24 protein-coding genes are annotated in these 22831 nt (G+C 51.1%); 6 read left to right on the top strand and 18 right to left on the bottom strand.

Annotation, left to right across the window (positions count from 1 at the left end; genetic code table 11):
* Window positions 1-35 precede the first annotated feature (35 nt).
* Entirely contained in the window at window positions 36-2333 is a 2298-nt protein-coding gene (locus CRO57_RS17145; RefSeq protein ID WP_097154702.1) for a bifunctional salicylyl-CoA 5-hydroxylase/oxidoreductase, read from the bottom strand.
* Between the two features lie 253 nt (window positions 2334-2586).
* Here CRO57_RS17145 and CRO57_RS17140 point away from each other — a divergent pair, with 253 nt between their 5' ends.
* On the top strand, window positions 2587-3426 hold the full coding sequence (locus CRO57_RS17140; protein WP_097154701.1) for an alpha/beta hydrolase: 840 nt from the start codon (window positions 2587-2589) through the stop codon (window positions 3424-3426).
* Between the two features lie 49 nt (window positions 3427-3475).
* Window positions 3476-4153: a DUF2270 domain-containing protein gene (locus CRO57_RS17135; RefSeq protein ID WP_097154700.1), complete on the top strand. Its 678-nt coding sequence runs from the start codon at window positions 3476-3478 to the stop codon at window positions 4151-4153.
* A 43-nt stretch (window positions 4154-4196) separates the two neighbouring features.
* On the opposite strand, the gene CRO57_RS17130 is transcribed toward CRO57_RS17135, so the two are convergent.
* The 14 genes from CRO57_RS17130 to CRO57_RS17065 all read right to left on the bottom strand — a co-directional run bounded on the left by CRO57_RS17130 (window position 4197) and on the right by CRO57_RS17065 (window position 17098).
* Complete coding sequence (locus CRO57_RS17130; protein ID WP_244580132.1) at window positions 4197-4610, bottom strand: acyl-CoA thioesterase; 414 nt, start codon at window positions 4608-4610, stop codon at window positions 4197-4199.
* Window positions 4611-4622: 12 nt separating this feature from the next.
* Window positions 4623-5312: an ABC transporter ATP-binding protein gene (locus CRO57_RS17125; RefSeq protein WP_097154698.1), complete on the bottom strand. Its 690-nt coding sequence runs from the start codon at window positions 5310-5312 to the stop codon at window positions 4623-4625.
* Window positions 5309-6076, bottom strand: a complete 768-nt coding sequence (locus CRO57_RS17120) for an ABC transporter ATP-binding protein (RefSeq protein ID WP_097154697.1) — start codon at window positions 6074-6076, stop codon at window positions 5309-5311. Before CRO57_RS17120 ends, CRO57_RS17125 begins: the two co-directional genes overlap by 4 nt.
* Window positions 6077-6080: 4 nt before the next feature.
* Window positions 6081-7076, bottom strand: coding sequence for a branched-chain amino acid ABC transporter permease (locus CRO57_RS17115; RefSeq protein WP_097154696.1), 996 nt, complete (start codon window positions 7074-7076; stop codon window positions 6081-6083).
* A gap of 3 nt (window positions 7077-7079) precedes the next feature.
* Window positions 7080-8003: a branched-chain amino acid ABC transporter permease gene (locus CRO57_RS17110; protein ID WP_097154695.1), complete on the bottom strand. Its 924-nt coding sequence runs from the start codon at window positions 8001-8003 to the stop codon at window positions 7080-7082.
* A gap of 237 nt (window positions 8004-8240) precedes the next feature.
* On the bottom strand, window positions 8241-9392 hold the full coding sequence (locus tag CRO57_RS17105; protein WP_097154694.1) for an ABC transporter substrate-binding protein: 1152 nt from the start codon (window positions 9390-9392) through the stop codon (window positions 8241-8243).
* A gap of 108 nt (window positions 9393-9500) precedes the next feature.
* Window positions 9501-9740, bottom strand: a complete 240-nt coding sequence (locus CRO57_RS17100; RefSeq protein WP_097154693.1) for an Lrp/AsnC ligand binding domain-containing protein — start codon at window positions 9738-9740, stop codon at window positions 9501-9503.
* A 31-nt stretch (window positions 9741-9771) separates the two neighbouring features.
* Window positions 9772-11400 (bottom strand): AMP-binding protein, encoded by a 1629-nt coding sequence (locus tag CRO57_RS17095; RefSeq protein WP_097154692.1) that lies wholly within the window; start codon window positions 11398-11400, stop codon window positions 9772-9774.
* Between the two features lie 47 nt (window positions 11401-11447).
* Window positions 11448-12611 carry an acyl-CoA dehydrogenase family protein gene (locus CRO57_RS17090; protein WP_097154691.1) on the bottom strand — a complete coding sequence of 388 codons (1164 nt, stop codon included), beginning with the start codon at window positions 12609-12611 and terminating at the stop codon, window positions 11448-11450.
* A complete protein-coding gene (locus CRO57_RS17085; RefSeq protein WP_097154846.1) occupies window positions 12611-13432 on the bottom strand; it encodes an enoyl-CoA hydratase family protein in 822 nt (273 codons plus the stop codon). The genes CRO57_RS17090 and CRO57_RS17085 overlap by 1 nt, the downstream gene beginning before the upstream one ends.
* Window positions 13433-13434: 2 nt before the next feature.
* On the bottom strand, window positions 13435-13920 hold the full coding sequence (locus CRO57_RS17080; protein ID WP_210200923.1) for a MarR family winged helix-turn-helix transcriptional regulator: 486 nt from the start codon (window positions 13918-13920) through the stop codon (window positions 13435-13437).
* A gap of 29 nt (window positions 13921-13949) precedes the next feature.
* The gene (locus CRO57_RS17075) at window positions 13950-14720 is read right to left on the bottom strand and encodes an SDR family NAD(P)-dependent oxidoreductase (RefSeq protein WP_097154689.1); all 771 of its coding nucleotides are present in this window, start codon (window positions 14718-14720) and stop codon (window positions 13950-13952) included.
* Window positions 14721-14852: 132 nt separating this feature from the next.
* Complete coding sequence (gene tdh / locus CRO57_RS17070; protein ID WP_244580130.1) at window positions 14853-15914, bottom strand: L-threonine 3-dehydrogenase; 1062 nt, start codon at window positions 15912-15914, stop codon at window positions 14853-14855.
* A complete protein-coding gene (locus tag CRO57_RS17065) occupies window positions 15914-17098 on the bottom strand; it encodes a glycine C-acetyltransferase (RefSeq protein ID WP_097154844.1) in 1185 nt (394 codons plus the stop codon). The genes tdh and CRO57_RS17065 overlap by 1 nt, the downstream gene beginning before the upstream one ends.
* Window positions 17099-17290: 192 nt before the next feature.
* On the opposite strand from CRO57_RS17065, the gene CRO57_RS17060 reads away from it, so the two are divergent.
* Window positions 17291-17854, top strand: a complete 564-nt coding sequence (locus tag CRO57_RS17060) for a helix-turn-helix domain-containing protein (RefSeq protein WP_097154688.1) — start codon at window positions 17291-17293, stop codon at window positions 17852-17854.
* Between the two features lie 34 nt (window positions 17855-17888).
* Here CRO57_RS17060 and CRO57_RS17055 read toward each other — a convergent pair whose 3' ends face one another.
* Window positions 17889-18284, bottom strand: a complete 396-nt coding sequence (locus tag CRO57_RS17055; protein ID WP_097154687.1) for a winged helix-turn-helix transcriptional regulator — start codon at window positions 18282-18284, stop codon at window positions 17889-17891.
* 120 nt (window positions 18285-18404) lie between these two features.
* Between CRO57_RS17055 and CRO57_RS17050 the strand changes: the two genes are divergently transcribed.
* From CRO57_RS17050 to CRO57_RS17040, 3 genes are all read left to right on the top strand, one after another.
* Window positions 18405-19316, top strand: a complete 912-nt coding sequence (locus CRO57_RS17050) for a PLP-dependent cysteine synthase family protein (protein WP_097154686.1) — start codon at window positions 18405-18407, stop codon at window positions 19314-19316.
* Window positions 19317-19571: 255 nt separating this feature from the next.
* A complete protein-coding gene (locus CRO57_RS17045) occupies window positions 19572-20105 on the top strand; it encodes an RNA polymerase sigma factor (protein ID WP_170956151.1) in 534 nt (177 codons plus the stop codon).
* Between the two features lie 7 nt (window positions 20106-20112).
* The gene (locus CRO57_RS17040; RefSeq protein WP_141401269.1) at window positions 20113-20913 is read left to right on the top strand and encodes an anti-sigma factor family protein; all 801 of its coding nucleotides are present in this window, start codon (window positions 20113-20115) and stop codon (window positions 20911-20913) included.
* 115 nt (window positions 20914-21028) lie between these two features.
* Here CRO57_RS17040 and CRO57_RS17035 read toward each other — a convergent pair whose 3' ends face one another.
* Window positions 21029-21424: a hypothetical protein gene (locus tag CRO57_RS17035; RefSeq protein ID WP_097154683.1), complete on the bottom strand. Its 396-nt coding sequence runs from the start codon at window positions 21422-21424 to the stop codon at window positions 21029-21031.
* Window positions 21425-21523: 99 nt separating this feature from the next.
* Window positions 21524-22819 (bottom strand): molybdopterin-dependent oxidoreductase, encoded by a 1296-nt coding sequence (locus tag CRO57_RS17030; RefSeq protein WP_097154682.1) that lies wholly within the window; start codon window positions 22817-22819, stop codon window positions 21524-21526.
* Window positions 22820-22831: the final 12 nt, after the last annotated feature.

The following is a 22831-nucleotide window of genomic DNA, read 5'->3' as shown; positions in this document are numbered from 1 at the left end:
CCGCTTTACTAACCGAGCCCGCACTTGCTCGTTGATCAGACTTTGCCAACCATCTCGGCATCTCGATCCGCCAATCGCCAGGACTGATCCCGTCCAGCCTCATATGGCAATGGCCATTTGGCATGGCGATCACCGATGCCAGTGCCAGCATGCAGTGTCCAATATGGGTCGGTGAGATGCGGGCGAGCCAGACAGACGAGATCAGCACGACCTGCCATCAGAATGGAATTGACATGGTCGGCTTCATAAATATTGCCAACGGCCATGGTTTTCAGGCCTGCTTCATTGCGAATGCGATCAGAGAAAGGGGTCTGGAACATACGACCATAGACCGGCTTAGCATCGACGGATGTTTGCCCAGCAGAGACATCGATGATGTCAGCCCCTGCTGCTTCAAAAGCTTTGGCTATTTGCACTGCCTCGGACGGCGTAACGCCGTCTTCCCCTACCCAGTCATTTGCAGAAATACGAACAGCCAATGGTTTGTCACTCGGCCAGGCATGCCGCATGGCTTTGAACACTTCCAAAGGATAGCGCAGGCGATTTTCCAGACTGCCCCCATAGTCGTCATCTCGCTGGTTGGAGAGCGGAGAAATGAAGCTTGAAATGAGATAGCCATGAGCAGCATGAAGTTCGATCATATCGAAGCCTGCACGATCTGCCATTTGAGTTGCGGAGACGAATTGAGCCGTCACTTCGTTCATATCTGCTCTGGTCATGGCGCGTGGGGTGGCGTTGTTTGCCGACCAAGGAATGCTTGAAGCTGAGATCAGCTCCCAATTGTCCGCATCCAACGGCTGATCCATACCTTCCCAGCCAAGTTTGGTGGAACCTTTGCGACCGGAATGGCCAATCTGACAGCAGATTTTGGCGTCAGTCTCGGAATGGACAAAGTCGGTGATGCGTTTCCAACCTGCTTCATGCTCTGGCGCATAAAGACCAGGACAGCCCGGCGTGATACGGCCTGTATCCGAGACGCAAGTCATTTCAGTATATATAAGGCCTGCTCCACCTTTGGCGCGCTCGCCCAAATGGACCAGATGCCAGTCATTGGGAGTGCCATCTGTTGCTTTATACTGTGCCATGGGCGAAACGACGATGCGGTTGCTCAACTCCATATTACGCAATTTGAATGGGGCGAACATTGGGGCACGAACCGGCTCATTATCAGCAACACCTGCCTCTGTCTGGAACCATTTTTCGGCTGATTGCAGCCATTTGGCATCTCGAAGGCGCAGATTTTCGTGGCTGATGCGTTGAGAGCGGGTCAGCAAAGAATAGTTGAACTGCACCGGATCGAGATCCAGATAACGTTCCACTTCCTCAAACCATTCCAGAGAGTTACGTGCAGCGGATTGCAGGCGCAAAACCTCCAGCCGGCGCTCTTCCTGATAGCGTTTGAAGGCTGCTTCCATATCTGGCTCGCTATGCAGATAGTTGGCGAGCGCAATCGCACTATCAAAGGCCAGACGCGAGCCAGAGCCGATCGAGAAGTGAGCAGTTGCAGAAGCGTCGCCGAGCAAAACGATATTGTCGTGATACCATTTCTCACAAAGAACCCGCGGGAAGTTCATCCAGACTGCAGATCCACGCAGATGGTCGGCATTGGACATGAGAGCGTGACTGCCAAGATGATCGGCAAAGACTTCCTCACAGGTCCGAACAATTTCTTCCTTGGACATGGCCTCAAAGCCGAACTTGTCCCAGGTCTCTTGCGCACACTCGACGATGAAGGTCGCCGTGTCATCATCGAACTGATAGACATGCGCCCAGATCCAGCCATGCTCGGTCTTCTCGAAAATAAAAGTAAAGGCGTCATCAAACTTCTGATGAGTGCCAAGCCAGATGAATTTACAAGCACGCACATCAATATCAGGCTTGAAATGCTCGGCATATGCACTGCGGGTGCTGGAATTGATGCCATCACAAGCCACGACAAGATCATACTCATCCTTGAAATCGGCTGCCGTATCAAATTGGCTCTCAAAGCGCAGCTCTACACCCAATTCGCGAGCACGCTCCTGCAACAGGACCAGCATTTGCTTGCGGCCGATGCCCGCAAAACCATGGCCGCCAGAAACGGTACGCACACCATCATGGACGACAGCGATGTCATCCCAATAGGCAAAATGATCGCGAATGGCCTGAGCGCTCTTTGGATCGTTGATTTGCAGATTTTCCAGAGCATCATCTGAGAGAACCACTCCCCAGCCGAATGTGTCATTGGCCCGGTTACGCTCAATCACTACGACCTCATGGCTTGGGTCGCGCAACTTCATTGAAATGGCAAAATAGAGACCAGCTGGTCCTCCACCCAAACAGGCGATCCGCATGTGACTCTCCTCCAGATGTCATGTGATGACGCTCTTCGGCGCTTTGTATGGGTGTCAGGATAAGGCCAATATCAATTTATTTCAAGCTTGAAATTTTAAGCTTGAAATATTATTGTAATCTTCAATTCATGCATGTGGAGAGATCGTGACCGGCGAGCGTGATATCTGATTGGGTTCTAACGCTTTTCTTGCGTGACGGCTCTTTGATATGCATTGATATTTGGAAGTGTTGAAACAGAACTGCGGAATCGAGATGAGCGATAAAACTGGAATTGACTGGACCGAAGCATTTGCCAATGCCGATTTCATTCCCGGCGGCATGGAATTTCCTCCACGCTGGGCGAAGGAAGCACAAGACTTCCGTGATTGGGTCTCAGACCATGAAGCTTATGACTACCAAGAATTGAGCTATGGAGACCATCAACGGCAATGCCTGGATCTGTTTGTACCGAAAACTGGTGCAAAAGGACTGGTTGTTTTCGTTCATGGCGGCTTCTGGCTTGCCTTTGACAAGTCCTCCTGGTCCCATCTTGCTAAAGGAGCTCTGTTGAACGGATGGGCCGTGGCATTACCTAGCTATATATTGGCGCCTGAGGCCACGATCCCGGCAATTACCAAACAGATTGGCCAGGCCATTACGTTGGCTGCGCAAAAGGTTGCGGGGCCAATCAATCTGACAGGACATTCTGCAGGGGGGCATCTGGTCTCTCGAATGATCTGCAAGGACAGTCCTTTGCCTACAGAGGTTCAAAGCCGCATCAAAAAGACCATTTCCATCAGCGGTCTACATGACCTACGCCCCTTGCAGCTTGCCAAAATGAACGAAAATCTGAAACTGACACCGGATAGTGCCAGTGCCGAGAGTGCCTATCTGAACGAAGCGATTGAGGGTTCGGACATTCTGTGCTGGGTGGGTGCAGCGGAACGGCCTGAATTCTTGCGTCAGTCTTCATTGTTGGCTGAGAAATGGGCTATGCAGGGCACGAAGACTGGATTGTACTTTGCTGAGGGCAAGCATCATTTTGATGTGGTTGAGGATTTGTGCAATCCTGATAGTGATTTGGTGTCAAATCTTATTGGTGATACGGCGTGAAAGCCGAAAATAGGATGCACACCTAACCCTCGCCGACGATTGGACCTCTATGACCGAAGAACCCAAGCATCAATATAAGGATTTATCATCAGCAGAAATTGGAGCGCTCGCGCATCTCTATCGAGGTGAGATTTATCGAAGTACCACATGGCGAACCAGGCTGGATACCACAACCAATTGGGCCATTGTTTCACTCGGAATTGCGCTATCCATCACCTTTTCGTCTGCGACGGCATCTCCCCTGCCCTTGCTGATTGTCGGCATATTGATCTGGCTATTCATGATGCTGGAGGCCCGACGATATCGATATTTCAATGTCTGGCGTGCTCGGGCGCGCTGGATGGAAAAGCACTTTTATGTCCCAATGCTACAACATCAGGATTACCAGATCGATTTTCATTGGCAGGCGGTGCTGGCGGAAGATTATCTAAAGCCTGAATATCATATCGATTATGTGACAGCTATGGGACGTCGAATTCGGCGCAATTATCTCTGGATTCTGCTCATTCAGGCCATAGCTTATCTCGGCAAATTGTTCATTCACCCAACGCCGGTGCTCTCCTTTGATCAATTCATCGAACGGGCCAGCGTGGGGCCTATTCCTGGTGAACTCATTCTTGCGGCAGGTCTGATATATGTCATGTGTTTTGCTTATTTGGCACGTTCGGTCAGTCGAACTGATGCGGCGAATGTCAGGCAGCGCAATACCAGCAATGCCTTGGGGTGATCTGCAATACAGCTGTCGCCCTCAAGCAGGAATGAGACAAGTTTCAGTTTGAAAGGTCCAAGTGTTTCTCGATTGCAGCCCGTAAATGATCGGGCCAACTGACAGGTCTACCTGTATCATTGACATAGACAAGAGTGGAGCTGGCAGAAAAGCGAACTTCCTCCCCTGCCTTTGCTTCAAAGGATAAATCCAGACTGGATCGTCCCAATCGAGTAGCGGATAGCGTGATGATCAGATGATCGCCATGTTTGCTGGGCGCCTTGAAGGTGGTCTCAATACGAGCGGTCGGCACAGCAGCTTTTCCCAATCCGTGAATTTCCTCAAAGGAATAACCCAGGCCCTGATCAAACCAGGCCTCGACTGTGTCATTGATCATCTCGAAATAGCGCGGATAGAAGACTATTCCGGCCGGGTCACAATGACGAAAGAGGATTTTCTGCGGGTGATGAAAAGCCACGATTTTCCCCTTTTAGACACCGAGATATTTGTCAGTCAGTTCACTGGTAAGATCTGTCATGGCCCCTTGCCAGACAGATTGGCCTTTTTCCAGAATGACCGCACGATCTGCAATAGAAGACAATTCTTTCAAAGATTTATCTACCACGAGAATGGCAAGGCCGCTCTGCTCCTTCAATCTGGCAATGGCCGACCAGATTTCCTGTCTCACAACAGGGGCCAAACCTTCTGTTGCTTCATCCAGAATGAGCAATGTCGGGTTGGTCATCAAAGCGCGGCCAATGGCAAGCATTTGCTGCTCACCACCGGAAAGAGAACCTGCGCTCTGGTCACGACGTTCCTTCAATCGAGGAAAGAACTCCCCCACCGTTTCAAAGGTCCAATAACCGGGTCGGGCAGCTGCGATCAAATTCTCTTCTACCGTCAGACCGGCAAAACAGCGACGCCCTTCAGGCACAAGACCTATCCCAAGTCGAGCAACTTTATGCGAAGGCAGATTGTCCAGAGACTGACCAGCAAAGGTGATGTTGCCGTCCTTGGTGGTTAACATCCGGCAGATGGTAGCAATAGTCGTGGTCTTACCCATGCCATTGCGGCCCATGAGGGCAACAACTTCACCCTCTTCAATGGTCAGATCGACACCAAACAGGGCCTGGGAGGGGCCATAAAAGGCGGTTACATTCGAGACTTCAAGCAAGCTCATTCGTCTGTCTCCTCACCCAGATAGGCTTTTCGCACGTCTTCATTGGAGCGAATTTCATCCGCACTACCGGTTGCAATGACCTCACCATAGACCAGGACACTGATGCGGTCCGCCAGTTTGAAAACGGCATCCATATCATGTTCAATCAATAGGATCGGCGCCTCATGACGTAACTCATCCAAAAAAGTGGTGAGCCGGGCAGATCCCCCCGCTCCCAAACCCGCCATGGGTTCATCCATCAGAAAGGCTTTTGGCGAAAGGGTCAGGGCGACCGCGACTTCCAATTGACGTCTTTCCCCATGGGATAGCTCTGAGGTGCGAATATTGGCACGCTCATCCAATCCCACACGCTTCAGGGCCTGATGGGCAATGTTCAGCAATTCCTGATCTTTCATCGCAGAGCGAAAGAAGCCATAGCTTTTGCGTTTGGCACCCAAGGCTCCCAGCACCGCATTCTGCAAAACACTATAGTCCAGTGCGAGGGAAGAGATCTGAAAGGTACGGCCAAGTCCCATACGAGCGCGAGCTATCGTGTCGAGACTGGTGATGTCGTCATCCAAAAACTCGATACGCCCCTCATCGGGTGTCAGTCCCCCGGCGATCTGCTTGATCAGGGTGGATTTCCCTGCTCCATTTGGTCCAATCAACGCGTGAATTTCACCGGGGCGAAGATCCAGAGAGATATTATGACTGGCCCTGAGAGCACCAAAATATTTGGTGATGTTTTCGACCTTCAGAACAGGTTTGGTATCAGCGTTGGTCATTGTTTCACTCACCAGCTTTCTCCCGTCCAACCAAGGCTCCAATCACACCACCACGGGCAAACAGAACAACTAGCAGCAACAGGACGCCGAGGAAAATCTGCCAATAAGAGGATAAACCACCCAGAATATGCTCCAACAGAATGTAGAGAGCCGCACCCACAACAGGGCCATAGAGACGCCCTACCCCACCAAGGATGATGAAAATCATGACCTCGCCACTGGTGTGCCAGCTGAACATGGTCGGGCTGATGAAGCGATTGAGATCGGCAAAGAGCGCACCAGCCAAGCCTGTGATCATGCCGGAAATGACAAAGGCGATGAGACGCAAACGGAAGGGAGCAAGGCCAACGGCTTCTGCGCGCTCCGGGTTCTGGCGCGTGGCCTGCAAAGCAAGACCAAAATGGGATTTGGCAAGACGCGCCACCAGAAACAAAGCCAAGCAGAGGATGACATAGACAAGCGCGAAGAACTCGATGGGTGCCAGCGTGTTCAGGCCCGGAAAGCTATTGCGAACATAAATGGAGAGACCATCCTCACCACCATAGGCAGGCCAACTGATCGCAAAGAAGAACAGCATCTGACCAAAGGCCAGAGTGATCATGATGAAATAGACGCCGGAGGTACGCAGAGACAGCGCACCGATTACCAGAGCCACCAAGCCGGATGCGATCAAGGCCACAAGCCAGATGATCGGCATGGATTTGGTGCCTTCAATCAAAAAAGGCCATTCCATCAACGGGGTATAGGATTGGGCATGGCTTGCCAGAATGCCCATGGCATAGCCACCAATTCCGAAGAAGGCAGCATGACCAAGACTGACAAGGCCACCAAGGCCGAGGGCAAAATTAAGCCCCACACCTGCCAGGGCCAGAATGGCAACCTTGGTGGAAAGTGTGATCAGAAAAGGTTCGTCCATTTGCCATGCCCAGAGCGGTACAGCCAGCAGGGCAAAAATGACAAAGGAATTGAGAACTTGTTCCCGGTTCAAATGATTGGTCATGGATCAAGCCTTCCCAAACAGGCCGGAAGGCCGAAGGATCAAAACACCTGCCATCAAGATATAGATCAGCATGGAGGCGATGGAGGAACCAACCGACGTGGCGGCTGATGGCTCCATGAAGGTGCCAAGCATGGCGGGCAGCAAGAAACGCCCCAAGGTATCGGTGAGACCAACCAACAATGAGCCAATCAATGCTCCTTTGATCGATCCGATACCACCAATCACGATCACCACAAAGGCCAGAATAAGTACAGGCTCACCCATACCGACTTGCACGGCCTGAATGGCCCCGACCATGGCTCCTGCAAAACCGGCCAGAGCAGCACCGGCAGCAAAGACGATCGTATAAAGGCGAGAAATATCAACGCCCAAAGCCGCAATCATTTCACGATCGCTTTCCCCCGCACGGATCTGAATGCCCAGTCGCGTTTTGGAAATCAGCAGGAACAATCCCACCATCACGACAAGACCAATGGCGATGATGGCTAGGCGATAAGCTGGATATTGAATGCCGCCGAACAGCTCAACCGATCCGGACAGATAAGAGGGAGCATCGAGAAAGAGTGGGAAAGAACCAAAGATATAGCGGGTGCCTTCGGAAAAAATCAGAATGAGCGCAAAAGTTGCCAGAACCTGATCGAGATGATCGCGATCATAGAGGCGTCGGATCACCAGCATTTCGACCAACACACCAGCAGCAGCAGCAGCAGCAGCAGCCAATGCAGCAATAAGAGCCAGAAAGAAAGAACCGGTAACTGCGGCCATGCTGGCAGCCACGAACGCTCCGATCATGTAAAGCGATCCATGGGCCAGATTGATCAGCCCCATCACGCCGAACACCAAAGTCAATCCGGCGGACATCAGAAACAACATCATTCCGAACTGAAGTCCGTTGAGTATCTGTTCTATGAGCAGAAGAGTTGACATGTATCTCAAACACCCAAGTTTGGCGGGTTCGATCTCATAATTTTCGCTTCCAAGCCTTAGCTATCAGGCAACTTACAGCGAGAAGACCGGCCGCAGCTTTCCCATTCCGATGATCAGGAGAGTTGATCTCTCCTGATATCAGGGAAAACCTATCACTGGTTTGGATGCATCGCCCCGCCGTATATGTGTTTTGATTGATGGCGGGGGAATGCCATTTTGATTTACGCGAAAGACTGCTTACATTTTGCAGTCAGCGGCATAGACATCGCCATGATTGGTCAGGCCGGTTGCAATACGCTTGTTGGTGAAAACATCACCTTCCTTGACGACTTCACGGACATAGATGTTCTGAACTGGATGGTTGTTTGGACCAAAGGCAAAGTCACCACGAACAGAGTCGAACTTTGCAGCCTTCAGCGCTGCGCGGAATGCATCCTGATCGTTCACATCCGCATCAGCCGAGGCGCTGATCAACAGATTGGCAGTATCGAAACCCTGGGAAGCATAAAGGGATGGCAGACGGCCATATTCAGCCTGGAAGGATTCGACGAAAGCCTTGTTGGCTGCATTGTCGATATCCTTGTTCCACTGTGAGGTGTTCTTCACACCAAGAGCTGCTGCGCCAACCGCCTGCAAGATACCTTGGTCAAAGCTGAAAGCAGGACCGACGACCGGGGTTTTGATACCAGATGCTGCATATTGCTTAAGAAAAGAGATGCCCATGCCACCTGGCAGGAAGAAATAGACACTGTCAGCACCAGAGGCACGGATTTGCGCAATTTCAGCAGCATAATCGGTCTGACCCAGACGGGTGAAAACCTCACCTGCCAGTTCGCCCTTGAACATGCGCTTATAGCCGGTCAGAGCGTCCTTACCTGCTGGATAATTTGGAGCCATGATGAAGGACTTTTTGTAACCAGCATCATTGGCATATGCGCCAGCCGCTTCGTGCAAAGCATCATTCTGCCATGCGACATTGAAGTAGTTCTTGTGGCAGCCGCGACCAGCCAAAGCAGAGGGGCCAGCATTCGGAGAAAGATAGAATTTGCCCTGCGCGGTTGTTGCAGGCACTACAGCCATGGCGAGGTTGGACCAGATGATACCAGTTAGAACATCAACCTTCTCGGACTGGATCATCTTGTCGGTCAACTGCACGGCAATATCAGGCTTGCGCTGATCATCTTCGATGACAAGCTCGATATCCTTGCGGCCAGCTTTTTTAAGCGCCAGCAAGAAGCCATCACGCACATCGATACCAAGGCCAGCACCGCCGCCGGACAAGGTGGTGATCATGCCGACTTTCAATGCACCAGCCTGTGCCGGTACAAAGCTTGCACTTGCCAAAGCCAGTGCGGATACCGCCAGAGCGAGTGATTTGATCTTTCTCATAATTTCCTCCCAGAAGATATGAATAGTCTTTTTGAAAGCACTGACTGGTTTATTGATGGTGATATGATTGTTGTCAGTGCTGAATTGTTTGACGCTTGTCTTACCTTTTTAAAAAGCGTTGAAGGTAAAGGTTGTCAGCGTGCGTTTGATGTCCGGAATATCAAACAGGTTTTCGTCGAGAAACTGTCCAATATCCTCGTCCTTTGGCACATAGAGCTTCATGAGAAGATCATATTCACCAGAGGTGGAATAAAGCTCGGAATAGAGCTCGCGTTTGGCAATCTCATCGGCCACTTTATAGGTGGTTCCCGGCGTGCATCTGATTTGTACAAAGACAGCAGGTGTCATGATCTTTCCTCAAGCTGGTTCGTGGTTCGCATCATTCGGATTTTGCAGCCTCACGCAGACGGAACCGCTGAATTTTGCCTGTTTCAGTTTTTGGAAGCGCCTGAGTGAAAACAATCGAGCGCGGATATTTGAACGGAGCAATGGTAGCTTTTACATGATCTTGCAGCAACTTAATCGTGTCTTCACTCTCAGTGATTCCGTCTTTGAGCACAACATATGCACGAACAATCGTGCCGCGTGCTTCATCCGGCACACCTAGAACGGCACATTCCGCCACATTCGGATGGGACAGAAGCGCGGCTTCGACCTCAGGTCCGGCAATGTTATAGCCAGAAGAGATGATCATATCGTCATTGCGAGCTGCAAAATGAAAATAACCATCCTCATCTTGCCTAAAGGAATCGCCGGTGACATTCCAACCATCTTTCACATAGCCTGCCTGGCGATCATCGGCGAGATAGCGGCATCCGGTCGGACCACGCACAGCCAAGCGACCAACTTCGCCTCTCGGCACTTCGGTGCCATCTTCCCCGATCACTTTCGCCTCATAGCCATGAACCGGCTTGCCGGTACAAGCAGCTTTATGGTCATCAAATCGATTGGAAATGAAAATATGGAGCATTTCTGTCGCGCCAATGCCATCCAGCATAGGCTTGCCGGTTTTGGCTTTCCAATCATCAAAAACCGGTGCAGGGAGTGTTTCCCCAGCCGAGACCGCTGCACGCAAAGAGCTGAGATCTGCCCCCTCTTCCATGGCAGCCAGCATGACGCGATAGGCCGTTGGAGCGGTAAAGCAAACAGTCGCCTTATATTTCTCGATGATCTCGATCATCTTTGGTGGCGTTGCAGCCTCAAGAAGCGTTGCTGCTGCACCAAAGCGAAGCGGGAAGATTGCCAGACCGCCAAGACCGAACGTAAAGGCAAGTGGAGGCGAACCGACAAAAACATCGTCGGGCGTGATTTTCAGGATTTCCTTGGCATAAGCATCGGCGATGATCAGAAGATCACGATGGAAATGCATGGTGGCCTTCGGAGAGCCTGTGGTGCCTGAGGTGAAACCAAGCAGGGCGACATCATCACGTCCGGTTTGCACGGCATCAAAGAGAACAGGCTTCTCGAGAGCGAGGTGATCCAGTTCGGCTTCGTGATTGGAGGTACCATCAAATCCAGTCACAGATATCAGATGCTCGGACATCTCCTGACAGAGCAGCATCTCATCCATCAAGCGCGTATCGCAAAGAGCGTGGGAGATCTCTGCTTTATCGATAATCTTCGCCAGTTCCCCAGCACGTAGCAAAGGCATGGTATTGACCACAACAGCGCCTACCTTGGTCGCAGCCAGCCAACAGGCGACCATGGCCGGATTGTTTGCCGAGCGAATGAGGATGCGATTGCCGGATTTGACACCAAGATCTTCAACCAGAACATGGGCCAATCGATTGGTCCAGTCTGAGAGCTCTTTATAAGTGCGGCGGCGGCCATTGCCGATGAGGGCAGTGTGATCGCCAAAGCCTTTCTCGACCATGGCATCAGTCAGCTCGACACCAGCATTGATATGCTCGGGGTAATCAAAGCCATCAAGCAAGAAATCAGGCCATTGATCAGCGGGCGGTAGATTGTCCCGCGTAAAGCTGTCGATATGTGCAGTTGGTCCCAGCATAGTTCCTCCCAATGCCTGTCCCTCTGATTAGAAGCCTTTGCCAGTCTCTAACTTTCAAAGGCCGTCAGTGTCTGGCGAGCAATGATGATCTTCTGGACGTCTGATGCGCCTTCATAGATCCTCAATGCCCGAATATCGCGATAAAGCTGCTCCACCATTTCACCATGGCGAACCCCGTCTCCTCCATGGAGTTGAACGGCTTTGTCGATGATGATTTGTGCCTGCTCAGTCGAAAATAGTTTGGCCATGGCCGCTTCCCGGCTCACACGCGGTGCGCCGCTATCCTTGGCCCAAGCTGCGCGATAGATAAGAAGGGCTGCTGCATCCACATCCAGTGCCATATCGGCAATATGGCCTTGCACCATTTGCAAATCGAACAATGGCGCACCCTGGATCTTTCGGCTGGTAACGCGAACCAGTGCTTCATCCAATGCACGTCGTGCAAAACCGAGCGCTGCAGCGGCAACAGTGGTGCGAAAAACATCCAGCACGGACATGGCAATCTTGAAGCCTTGCCCACGTTCTCCAAGTAAACAGGACTTGGGAACGCGACAATTAGTAAAGCGCAGCAAAGCCAAAGGATGCGGAGCGATTGTCTCCAGTCGTTCGGCGACCTCAAAACCTTCCAACCCTGCCGGAATGACAAAAGCAGATAGCCCTCTCGCGCCTGGAGCCTCACCGGTGCGCGCAAAAAGCGTGTAAACATCCGCAATGCCACCATTGGAGATCCAGGTTTTCTCACCATTGAGAATGAAGTGATCGCCATCTTCGGTTGCCGTCATAGTGGAATTGGCAACATCAGATCCGGAACTCGGTTCTGTCAAAGCAAAAGCTGCAATGGCTTGCCCTGATCGTGTTTTCGGAAGCCATTCCGCCTTTTGGGCATCAGACCCAAAGAGCGAAATGGCCCCGGTCCCCAGACCTTGCATGGCGAAGGAAAAATCCGCCAATCCATCATGATAGGCCAATGTCTCACGCAACAGGCAAAGGCTACGCACATCAAGCCTGGAGCTTGCATCTGTCGGATCAATCGCTGAATGGTTGGCCCAGCCAGCAGTACCCAGTTTGGCAACGAGATCCTTGCAGGCATTATCGACATCAGAATGATCGATATTACTTAAATTATCACTTGCCCATTGGCGCAGGGTCGTCGCGAGCTCACGATGTTTGTCCTCAAGGAATGGCCAGGAAAGATAAGATTGATCTGCCATCAGTTGCCCTCAAAGATTGGTTTTTCTTTGGCAACGAAGGCCCGGTAAGCGCGCTCAAAATCGCCGGTCTGCATACAGATGGCTTGAGCTTGCGCTTCCGCCTCGATGGCTTGCTCAATGGACATGGACCATTCCTGAGCCAACATGGTCTTGGTGATCATGTGGCCGAAATTCGGTCCATCTGCCAGACGTTTGGCCCAATTGATGGCGTCTTCTTCAAGACTGTCAGCATCAGTCAGGCGATTGAAATAGCCCCAACGTTCACCTTCCTCGCCTGACATGGAGCGACCGGAATAAAGAAGGTCTGCAGCACGACCTTGCCCGATGATACGGGGCAAAATGGCACAAGCGCCCATATCACAGGCAGCGAGTCCGACGCGAGTGAATAGAAATGCAGTTTTGCTCTCAGGAGTACCAATACGCAGATCTGATGCCATTGCAATAATGGCTCCCGCCCCAACGCTGACGCCGTCAACGGCCGCAATCACTGGCTTCCCGCAATTGACGATCGCTTTTACCAGATCACCTGTCATGCGGGTAAAAGCCAAAAGGCCTTTCATATCCATCTTGACCAGTGGACCAATGATGTCATGAACATCACCACCGGAAGAGAAGTTGCCGCCATTGGGCAGAAACACCACCGCTTTGACATCATCGGCATAATGCAGATCGCGAAACCAATCGCGCATCTCAGCATAGCTTTCAAAGGTCAGAGGGTTTTTGCGCTCTGGCCGATCAAGTGAGACACGCGCAATACCGTCTTCGATCTCACAAAGGAAATGCCGCATGTCTGTGCGTGCCTTGGCACGTGGATTGGTCATGGTCATGCCTGGTCATCTCCTTCATTCATATGATCCAGCAGGCTCGCCAGACGGGCTGCAATATCTTCCGCCTCATCGGCGGTAAATTCGGACAACATGTCGTCGATCCAACCTTCGTGCGCTTCCGCCAAAGTTGCGAAATGATCCCGGCCTGACTTGGTGAGGCAAACACGCATGGCGCGGCGATCACCCTCCACTGGCACCCGTTCCAGAAAACCATCCTTGGATAGACGATCCACGATGCCGGTGACATTGCCGTTGGAGACCTTCAAGACACCGGAGAGCTGGCTCATTTTCAAGCCGTCCGGTTCCCGGCTCAATGCTGCCAGCACATCGAAACGCGGCAAGGTCGATCCATAATCGTCGCGCAGCTTTTCACGCAGACGATTTTCGATCTTGCGCTGACCTTTCAGCAAGCGCAGCCAGAGACGAAGGCGCGCTTTGGAAGCCGGGTCATCAGCGGCATTGGGTTGGGTGTCTTGGGACATGGTCTTGCTTGTTTCTTCAATAGAATTGGTCATATTTCACCCCCTGTGATGGGGATCACGGCACCATTAACGGAGCGGGCAGCGTCGGAACAAAGCCAAAGCACGCTGGCGGCGATTTCATCGGTCTGAATGAAGCGATCCTGCGGATTGCCTGCACGCAAGGATTTGGCCGCTTGCTCCTCGCTCATGCCAGTTTTGGCAACGATGTTTTCAATGGAACGCTCCAGCATCGGTGTTTCGATAAAACCGGGACATATGGCATTGACGGTGATGTTCGTTTTGGCCAATTCAACTGCAAGGCCTTTTACCAGTCCGATGGCACCATGTTTGGCGGCGCAATAACCAGACACATAAGGGTAACCCTTAAGGCCTGCGGTGGAGGCAATTGCTATCATGCGGCCACGCTTGGCCTTTTCCATATGCGGCAATGCGGTTTGGAAGCAGTTGAATACGCCTTTGAGGTTCACACTGAGCATATCATCCAGATCTGCAATGGTCATGGCTTTGAAGGGTTTGCTTTTGGCAGCACCGGCATTGGCGATGACTGTACAGATCGGGCCTGCGCCATTGATCGCTTGATCCATACAATTCTGAACCGAGGCCGGATCAGTTACATCACCGGTGACCCAGCCGATGGCTTCATGACCATTGGCTACGTCTTCCAACGCAGCTTCATTGCGGCCCATGATGGTCACAGCATAACCGTTCTCGGCAAGGCTTTGCGCAATGGTTGCACCAACGCCGCTACCGCCTCCGGTTACGAAGGCATGTTTGCCAAGATCGAGATCATCATCGGTCATTGCTCATCCTGCTATCCGGTCTTATCCTTATGACCTAGGTTAGCGCAGAATTAATTTATTTCAAGCATAAAATATTTATTATTGAAATATCTTGCAATACCTCTTTGATGACCTCAGTCCAAGAAGATAACTTCAGGGTCCAATCCCGGTCCAATCCAGCACGATCTTACCAGACTTACCCTCTTTCATCAGTTTGAAGCCCTGCTCAAAATCCGTGACGTCAAAGCGATGAGTGATAACCTTGCTGACATCCAATCCATTTTGCAGCATCGCAATCATCTTGTACCAGGTCTCAAACATTTCGCGCCCATAGACGCCCTTGATGGTGATGGCCTTGAAGATGATATGGCTCCAATTGACAGGCATTTCTCCCGGAGGAATACCCAGCATGGCCATTTTGCCTCCCATTACCATGGCGTCGACCATCTGATCAAAGGCACGATAATTTCCGGACATTTCCAGCCCTATATCAAAGCCCTGCGTCAGATCCAGCTCATGCATGACGTCATTGAGATCTTCTTTCGAGACGTCGACAATGCGTGCATTGGGAGCCACGTCTGCTGCCAGAGCCAAACGATCGGAATTGATATCGGTAATCACCACATGGCGGGCACCAGCATGCAAACAGATCGCGGCGGCCATGATACCGATGGGACCGGCACCCGTGATCAGAACATCCTCGCCAAGCAGTTCAAAACTCAGCGCTGTGTGAACGGCATTGCCCAATGGATCGAGTATCGCTCCGATGTCATCTGGAATATCGTCAGGTAGCGGCACAACATTAAAGGCGGGAAGGCGCAAATATTGAGCAAATGCACCCTGTTCGTTCACACCAATACCACGGGTGCCTGGGTCAAGGTGGAATTTTCCCGCTCGACTTTGACGGCTATCCGACTGGACCAGATGCCCCTCCCCCGAACAGCGCTGCCCGACATCGAGATTGCTGACATTACGACCCAGCTCCACGATCTCACCCGCAAATTCATGACCGGTGATCAGACCAAGCGGAACAGTATGAGAAGCCCATTCATCCCAGTTCCAGATGTGCATGTCTGTTCCGCAAATCCCTGTTTTGTTGATGCGGATCAGAACATCATCAGGACCAATTTCTGGTAAGGGAGCCTCAACCTTCCAGAGCCCTTCCTTGGAATTGGTTTTGGCAAGAGCTGTCATCATGTTGCTTTTGGCAGTCATCAGATCACTCCCAAATCACGCCCTACCTTACCGAAGGCAGTCAGTGCCCGATCCAGATCTTCTTTGGAAAGAGCAGCATTCATCTGAGTTCTGATGCGTGCCTGACCGCGCGGCACAACGGGGAAGAAGAAACCAGAGACATAAACCCCCTCTTCAAACAGGCCCGCTGCCATTTTCTGAGCCAGCTTGGCATCCCCCAGCATCACAGGAATGATCGGATGCTCGCCGTCAAGCAATGAAAAGCCAAGATCTGTCAGGCCAGCGCGCCAATAAGCGGCATTCTCAAACAGTTGCACCCTATGCTCCGCGCCTTCTTCCACGAGACGAATAGCCTCGATACCAGCAGCAACCATTGCTGGCGGCAAGGAATTTGAGAAGAGATAAGGCCTTGCACGCTGGCGCAACAGATCGATCACTGCTTGCGGACCTGCAATATAACCGCCGATACTACCACCGAGAGCTTTGCCCAGAGTACCGGTCAAGATATCGACGTCCACACCATGGTGATCTGGAGTGCCAGCACCGTTGGGACCCATGAATCCGGTGGCGTGACAATCATCTACCATCACCAAGGCATCATATTGTTTTGCAATCTTGGTAATTTCGGGCAATTTTGCCAGATAGCCGTCCATGGAAAAAACGCCATCAGTTGCAATCATGATATGCCGAGCACCCTCAGCTTTTGCCTGTTGCAGCTTGGTTTCCAGATCACTCATGTCACTATTGGCATAGCGATAGCGCTTCGCCTTGCAAAGACGGATGCCATCGATGATGGAAGCATGATTGAGTGCATCGGAAATGATTGCATCATCCGGACCAAGGAGTGGCTCGAAAAGGCCTCCATTGGCATCGAAACAGGCAGCAAACAGAATGGCGTCATCCTTGTTCAAGAACTTCGCCAGGCGCATTTCCAAAGTGCGATGCAGATCTTGAGTGCCACAAATGAAACGCACGGATGCCATACCAAATCCCTTTGCAGCCATGGCATCTTGCGCAGCTTTTATGAGATCCGGGTGATCCGCCAATCCTAGATAATTATTGGCACATAAATTGATGACCTTTCGATCACCCACAGTAATTTCCCCACTTTGTGGTGAGGTAATCAGGCGTTCGCGCTTCATCAGGCCATCAGCGTCGATTTCGCTCAGAATCCCTTCAATATGGGACAGAAATTTCTCAGTCATGGCATCCTCCATTTTTCTGAGCGTAACACGAGCATAGAAGCAGTTGAACACATGAAATCCAATAAAATGGAAAAAATCCTTTATTTAGGATTTTTAGGAAAAGTTTGATGACTTCTGCAGGACCACAATGCCTGAATTGGTTCAATCATTTCGGTGATTGACAGTTGAACGCTGGTTGCGCACAGTTCCAATATGACGGAGACAGATACCACTATACTAGACCAGCTTCCTGCTCGCCTGAAAAAGGCAAGACAGGGCAAGGGCCTTTCACTGGAAGCCGTATCCAAGCTATCCGGAGTAAGCCGTTCCATGCTCAGTCAAATTGAGCGCGGCGAAAGCAGCCCGACCATTGCAACGCTCTGGAATCTGACACGAGCCCTTCAGGTTGATTTTGCCGGGCTATTGGATGAAGGCGCGCGCAAGCGAGAAATCGAAGTTTTAAAAGCCAATGAAGTACCAGCAATCAATCAAGGTGGCAGCGATTGCACAATCCACATTCTCTCGCCGCCAGAGGATGTAGGGAAACATGAGATCTATGATTTACGCTTCAAGCCCGGCGGTTGTCTGGATAGCAACGCACATAGTGCAGGAACGCGGGAGCAAATTACCGTACTGCAGGGCACCATCACGCTAACCTGTGGCGAGGAAATGACAGAGTTGAGTGAGAGCGATACCGCACGTTATCCTGCAGATGTCCATCACAAGATCGAAGCAAAAGATGAAGCCCGGATCTTCATGATCGTCAAGCGCGAGTGATGCATTCAATTGCTTTGCTACCTGGTCAAACAACTCAATTGGGCCCTGCGTCTAAGTCTTTCGCGGGGTTAACAGTAAAGCCCTTAATCGGATCATAAAAGCCACCACCCAGATTATGGTGGCCCCAATCCATGATCTGCAGCAGGATTGGTTCGAGACCCCTGCCTTGCTCTGTCAGATAATAATGATAGCGCACCGGCTTTTCCTGATAGACCTCTCGATAGACCAACCCCCATTTCATCAGCTTTTTGAGACGCTGGGCCAATAGGTTTGTCGGCATGTTCTCTTCACTTGACTGAAGATCCTTGAAACTATGCTTGCCATGCCACATTAGATCGCGGATCACGAGAATAGTCCATTTATCTCCCAGTATATCTAGTGTTCGAGCAATCGAACAACGAGATCGAAAGTCATGGTCTGGCTGGCTCATTCATAAGATCCTTTGGTAGCTCACTACAGATTAACGGACTCACTTTCAAAATAAAAGCTTGAAATATATAGTCACTTTAAATATGAAAGTTACTATAAGAGAAATTTCTGGAGAGAGATCATGACTGCGATTGGCAAGACACCACTGATCAAACTGGAACGCATGACCGGTCCAGACTGCGCGGATATCTATGTCAAATGGGAAGGTGCCAATCCCACCGGCAGCATGAAAGACCGTATGGCGCTTTCCATGATCGAAGGGGCTGAGCAAAGCGGCAAGCTGAAACCGGGCGGAAAACTGGTTGAATATACCGGCGGCAGCACGGGCAGCTCGCTTGCCATGGTCTGTGCTCAGCGAGGATATGGGGCACATTTTGTTTCCTCTGACGGTTTTTCCGAAGAAAAATTACAGACCATGCGTGCTTTTGGGGCCGAGGTTGAAATCATCCATGCCGAGGACGGTATCCTGACTGCTGATGTGATTGACCGCATGATTGCCCGTGCCAAGGATCTAGCGAAAGATGAAGGCACTTTCTGGCCGGATCAGGTAAACAATCTCGACAATAAACGCGGTTATCATCCAATGGGCAAGGAGATCATAGACCAGATTGATTGTCCGATTGATGAATTCGTCATGGCTGTTGGCGGTGGTGGTTGCATTTCCGGCAATGCCGAAATCCTCACCAACCATGATCCCAACACCCGCATCATCGGAGTGGAACCCTACCATGTGCGCAATGTTTCAGGTGGGGATACCAGCGGCAAACACCGGCTGGAAGGGATCGGCCTTTCCTTTCTACCAAAAATCCTGCGCCGGGATCTGATTGATGAAGTCATTCCGGTCAAGGACGAAGAGGCTTACAAGGGTGCCCATAAGCTCGCCCGGCAGGAAGGAATTCTTGGCGGGATCACCTCTGGTGCCAATATCTGGGCAGCCTTGCAACGGGCCAAGGCATTGGGACCTGGCCATAGCATTGTGACTGTGGTGATTGATACAGGGCTTCGTTACCTCAATGGCGATTTATATCGATAGCCGTGCCTTAATCAGCTTTCCATATTGTCCAAAACCCTAAACACAATCACGGACGGGTCAGCGAGCTGCTAGCCGAAGGCAATGTCAATTCATCACAGCCGGAGGAACCTCAAACAGGGTTCATACAATCATATCCCACCAAGTCCACTTGTCGAGATTTACCAAACCGGCTTAAATGTTAGAATTTTCTAATAAACGCTTGCTCGTTTGCTTATCACTCGTGCTATGTAAAAGTGATTAGCAAGAGGAATTGATGTGTTTGGGTGGAGATGGCAAAGAGAAAAGCAGGTCGCGCGTTTATCGCCAGATCTGCATGGTTATGCCAGCGCCCTTATCGGTGATGCGGATCTGTCCTTTGATCTGGCTCAGGAAACTCTGACCAAACTTCTTGTCACCCCACACGCTCCCAGAGAATTTGACGACCTGAAGCCCTATTCCTTTCGAATGCTGCGCAATCTCTATATTGATTATTTGCGCAAACAGAAAATAAGAATGGAATATTCTACCGAGCAGGAACGTGTATTAAGTGAGATCCATACGCGATCTTTTGACGCATCGGATCAATTAGCCGTTCGTGAGGCTTTTAAAATGCTAAAAGAGTCTCATCGTGAAATTCTGTTTCTGATTGATGTGATGGGAATGAAATATCTGGAAGTCGCGGAAGTTATGGACATTCCCAAGGGCACCGTGATGAGCAGGATCAGCCGTGCGCGAGCCGAGATGATGAAACATCTGCAAGACGATCCCTTGGATATGGGCGAGCAGAGCCGAATAGATGACGCAAAGTGACGAGACAATGACAACAGGCGCAAATAAACAAATTGACGAGCGCACGTTCGAGCATCTCAATGCTTTGGCGGATGGCGAGCTGGATGATGTGAGAGCTGCTCAACTGCATGCACAGATGCAAAAAGAGCCTGAGCTTAAGGAGATGTATGATCGTATCCTGTCTCTGAAAGCTGGCGTCAAGCTACTGCATGAAGAAGAAGCTGCCACTCAAATTCTTCCGATGCCAAAGAAACCTTTTCTTGGCATGACCAAACCGACTTTGCCAATTGCTGCCAGCATCATAGCGCTCACCTTTGCAGCGGCTTTGCTGACGCAGGGAACCTTCGACTTCACAAATAAGACTGAGCCAGATCATGCTCTGGCTTGGCATCAGAGCCTGTCAAAAGAAACATTTAAAAAACCCGACCAGATCGGTAACTTGCGCGAAGCCTCCCTGAAAGCTCTGGGTGATGTAGCTGTCCCGGATCTCACTGGAGCTCAGTTGAAGCTCGCCAGTTATCGCGTGTTCGATAAAGGGTCAGATCAACGCGCCGTCCTGCATTATCGCGGCCCCCGCAACTGCAAACTGACACTTTGGGTTGGGAAAACAGCCAAGCCGATGCCAAAAGATACCAATCCCTCCATGATGAGTGCATCATGGACGATCAATGATCTATCTTATCATATCGTGGCGTTGGGCATGGATAAGAACCGCTTTGACAATATAAGTGCTTATGTAAAGCAAGTTGTCACGCTGAATGCTGACACAAGCAAGGGCACGGTTCTGGCTCAAATTTCAGGCTCTAATCAAGCTGCTCCTTGCACCTGATCACATCAGTTCTGGAAAAGGATGAGGTCGGCTGATCGCTTGCCCAGTTCTCAGCCAACCTCTGCTGGTTATTTCAGCTCCCGGCTCCTGTATTCAAGAGCCGAGACTGTTCTTGCTATTTTTTCTTTCCGGGAAAATTCGGCCGATCAGGACCATAATTCTTTTCCAGATAGTTCAGAACGAGGGTGAGATCAGGCTCCTCAATTTCTTCCATGCCCTGCTCATCTACCATCCATTCGAACAGTTCGATCCAGTCATCTCGGGTCAGGCCCTGCTGGGAAACGATGCGTTCTGAATGGCAAGCTGCGCAATAGGCATAGACCTCTTCCGCGCCGCGAGCCTTGAACAGCACCCCGACGTCCATTTCATCCAGCTCTTCCTGCGTCAGTGGAGGAAGAGCCGCAGGGTCATCTGTATTCACGCTGCCTGCTGAGGCAACGACACTGCCAACCAGAGCCACAAACATCAGAACGATGCAGAAAGGCGCTGTGGTCGATTTGAAAAATTTCATGACAATCCGTCCTTGTCTTCAGGCAATACGCATCCCGATCCTCAGAACATGATGTTCTGAGGATGATTTGATGCAAGATGCCGGGGGAAGCGCTGGGTTTTAAGATACTCTCACAGCAATGCGATGCATGCTGTTATTCAGATATCCCTTCGGGTTCCAGTTGATGGCAAATGGTTGGGCTTCGCCAGCATCATCTGTTGCACGAGCCCAGACTTCATAATAGCCAGCTTCCGGGAAGGTGACGTCAGCTTCCCAATTCTGCCAGGCACCATCATTGATCGGATCATTCAAGGTAGCTTTCTGCCATGTTGCCCCGAAGTCGAGAGAAATATCGACCTGCTTGACCTTACGATCACCTGACCAGGCATGACCATTAACCTTCATGGAGAGACCTGAATTTCCACCAGTTTCAGGAGAGGTGATGAGGGATTTCACAGGCATACGCTCAATGATCTCGAAGTCTTTCTTGTCTACTTTCTCGCCTGGTTCTACCGGGCGGTTTGGAACGCGATAAGCCTTGCCAGTCATTTTCGGGCCGTCATGCACGATATCACGCAGGTAAATACGCTTCAGCCATTTGTGAGACAAGGACCCCGGCCAGCCAGGAACCACCAAACGCAGCGGAGCTCCATTCAATGGGTGGATCGGTTCGCCATTCTGCTCAAATGCGATGAGGATGTTATCGTTCATGGCTTTTTCAATTGGCATACCGCGAGAGATTGGCAGCTTGTCTGGATTACCAGACAGATGCTCATCCGCACCAACATGAGCAGTATAGATTGCGTTGCTCTTCACACCTGCAGCGTTCAAAACATCTTTCAGTTTCACACCGGTCCATTTGGAACATGCCACCGCGCCAAGCGTCCATTGGTTGCCTTTGGCAGGTGGATCAAAGGCTGCACGACCATTGCCGCCACATTCCACTACCAAAGCCATTTCGTGGACTTCAAATTTCTCTTTCAGATCCTTGATGCTCAAGGTCATTGGATTGTCTACCAGACCATCAATGGTCAGTGTCCAGGCGTCCACATCCACTTCTTCTGGCGGAATACCGTTGTTACGCACAAAGTGACGAGCCGTTGGGGTGATGGCGTCATTGAGCAGATGGGCAGGGGTCTCGGCATTGACCGGGCGATCATTGAGCAGGGTCAGGCCATCTTTACCGACAAGGATCTCTTCATCAGCGAGAGCCACCGGCACCAGTCCTGTTGGCATTGTGCGATGAAACGGGATTGCAGACCCCAGCATCGCGCCCATGGTCGCAAGGCCAGCACCTTTCAGAAATCCACGGCGATCAGGATTGGACACACGGCCAAAAAAGGCTTTGTCCGCGGCTTCCGGGTCTTTGCTGAAAAATTCGCTCAGGCTTTTTGGGTCTGTTTTCTTGTCGGTCATAACCGTCCTCCG

The sequence above is a fragment of the Cohaesibacter gelatinilyticus genome (assembly GCF_900215605.1).
Classification (GTDB): domain Bacteria; phylum Pseudomonadota; class Alphaproteobacteria; order Rhizobiales; family Cohaesibacteraceae; genus Cohaesibacter; species Cohaesibacter gelatinilyticus.
This window is presented reverse-complemented; position numbering and strand designations above follow the sequence as displayed.

What these genes read in the sequence shown, in the direction of transcription:
- CRO57_RS17145 (WP_097154702.1), bottom strand. Translation starts at nt 2,333, where the DNA reads ATGCGGATCGCCTGTTTGGGTGGAGGACCAGCTGGTCTCTATTTTGCC.
- CRO57_RS17140 (WP_097154701.1), top strand. Translation starts at nt 2,587, where the DNA reads ATGAGCGATAAAACTGGAATTGACTGGACCGAAGCATTTGCCAATGCC.
- CRO57_RS17135 (WP_097154700.1), top strand. Translation starts at nt 3,476, where the DNA reads ATGACCGAAGAACCCAAGCATCAATATAAGGATTTATCATCAGCAGAA.
- CRO57_RS17125 (WP_097154698.1), bottom strand. Translation starts at nt 5,312, where the DNA reads ATGAGCTTGCTTGAAGTCTCGAATGTAACCGCCTTTTATGGCCCCTCC.
- CRO57_RS17120 (WP_097154697.1), bottom strand. Translation starts at nt 6,076, where the DNA reads ATGACCAACGCTGATACCAAACCTGTTCTGAAGGTCGAAAACATCACC.
- CRO57_RS17115 (WP_097154696.1), bottom strand. Translation starts at nt 7,076, where the DNA reads ATGACCAATCATTTGAACCGGGAACAAGTTCTCAATTCCTTTGTCATT.
- CRO57_RS17110 (WP_097154695.1), bottom strand. Translation starts at nt 8,003, where the DNA reads ATGTCAACTCTTCTGCTCATAGAACAGATACTCAACGGACTTCAGTTC.
- CRO57_RS17105 (WP_097154694.1), bottom strand. Translation starts at nt 9,392, where the DNA reads ATGAGAAAGATCAAATCACTCGCTCTGGCGGTATCCGCACTGGCTTTG.
- CRO57_RS17100 (WP_097154693.1), bottom strand. Translation starts at nt 9,740, where the DNA reads ATGACACCTGCTGTCTTTGTACAAATCAGATGCACGCCGGGAACCACC.
- CRO57_RS17095 (WP_097154692.1), bottom strand. Translation starts at nt 11,400, where the DNA reads ATGCTGGGACCAACTGCACATATCGACAGCTTTACGCGGGACAATCTA.
- CRO57_RS17090 (WP_097154691.1), bottom strand. Translation starts at nt 12,611, where the DNA reads ATGGCAGATCAATCTTATCTTTCCTGGCCATTCCTTGAGGACAAACAT.
- CRO57_RS17085 (WP_097154846.1), bottom strand. Translation starts at nt 13,432, where the DNA reads ATGACCAATCCACGTGCCAAGGCACGCACAGACATGCGGCATTTCCTT.
- CRO57_RS17080 (WP_210200923.1), bottom strand. Translation starts at nt 13,920, where the DNA reads ATGTCCCAAGACACCCAACCCAATGCCGCTGATGACCCGGCTTCCAAA.
- CRO57_RS17075 (WP_097154689.1), bottom strand. Translation starts at nt 14,720, where the DNA reads ATGACCGATGATGATCTCGATCTTGGCAAACATGCCTTCGTAACCGGA.
- tdh (WP_244580130.1), bottom strand. Translation starts at nt 15,914, where the DNA reads ATGACTGCCAAAAGCAACATGATGACAGCTCTTGCCAAAACCAATTCC.
- CRO57_RS17065 (WP_097154844.1), bottom strand. Translation starts at nt 17,098, where the DNA reads ATGACTGAGAAATTTCTGTCCCATATTGAAGGGATTCTGAGCGAAATC.
- CRO57_RS17060 (WP_097154688.1), top strand. Translation starts at nt 17,291, where the DNA reads ATGACGGAGACAGATACCACTATACTAGACCAGCTTCCTGCTCGCCTG.
- CRO57_RS17055 (WP_097154687.1), bottom strand. Translation starts at nt 18,284, where the DNA reads ATGAGCCAGCCAGACCATGACTTTCGATCTCGTTGTTCGATTGCTCGA.
- CRO57_RS17050 (WP_097154686.1), top strand. Translation starts at nt 18,405, where the DNA reads ATGACTGCGATTGGCAAGACACCACTGATCAAACTGGAACGCATGACC.
- CRO57_RS17040 (WP_141401269.1), top strand. Translation starts at nt 20,113, where the DNA reads ATGACAACAGGCGCAAATAAACAAATTGACGAGCGCACGTTCGAGCAT.
- CRO57_RS17035 (WP_097154683.1), bottom strand. Translation starts at nt 21,424, where the DNA reads ATGAAATTTTTCAAATCGACCACAGCGCCTTTCTGCATCGTTCTGATG.
- CRO57_RS17030 (WP_097154682.1), bottom strand. Translation starts at nt 22,819, where the DNA reads ATGACCGACAAGAAAACAGACCCAAAAAGCCTGAGCGAATTTTTCAGC.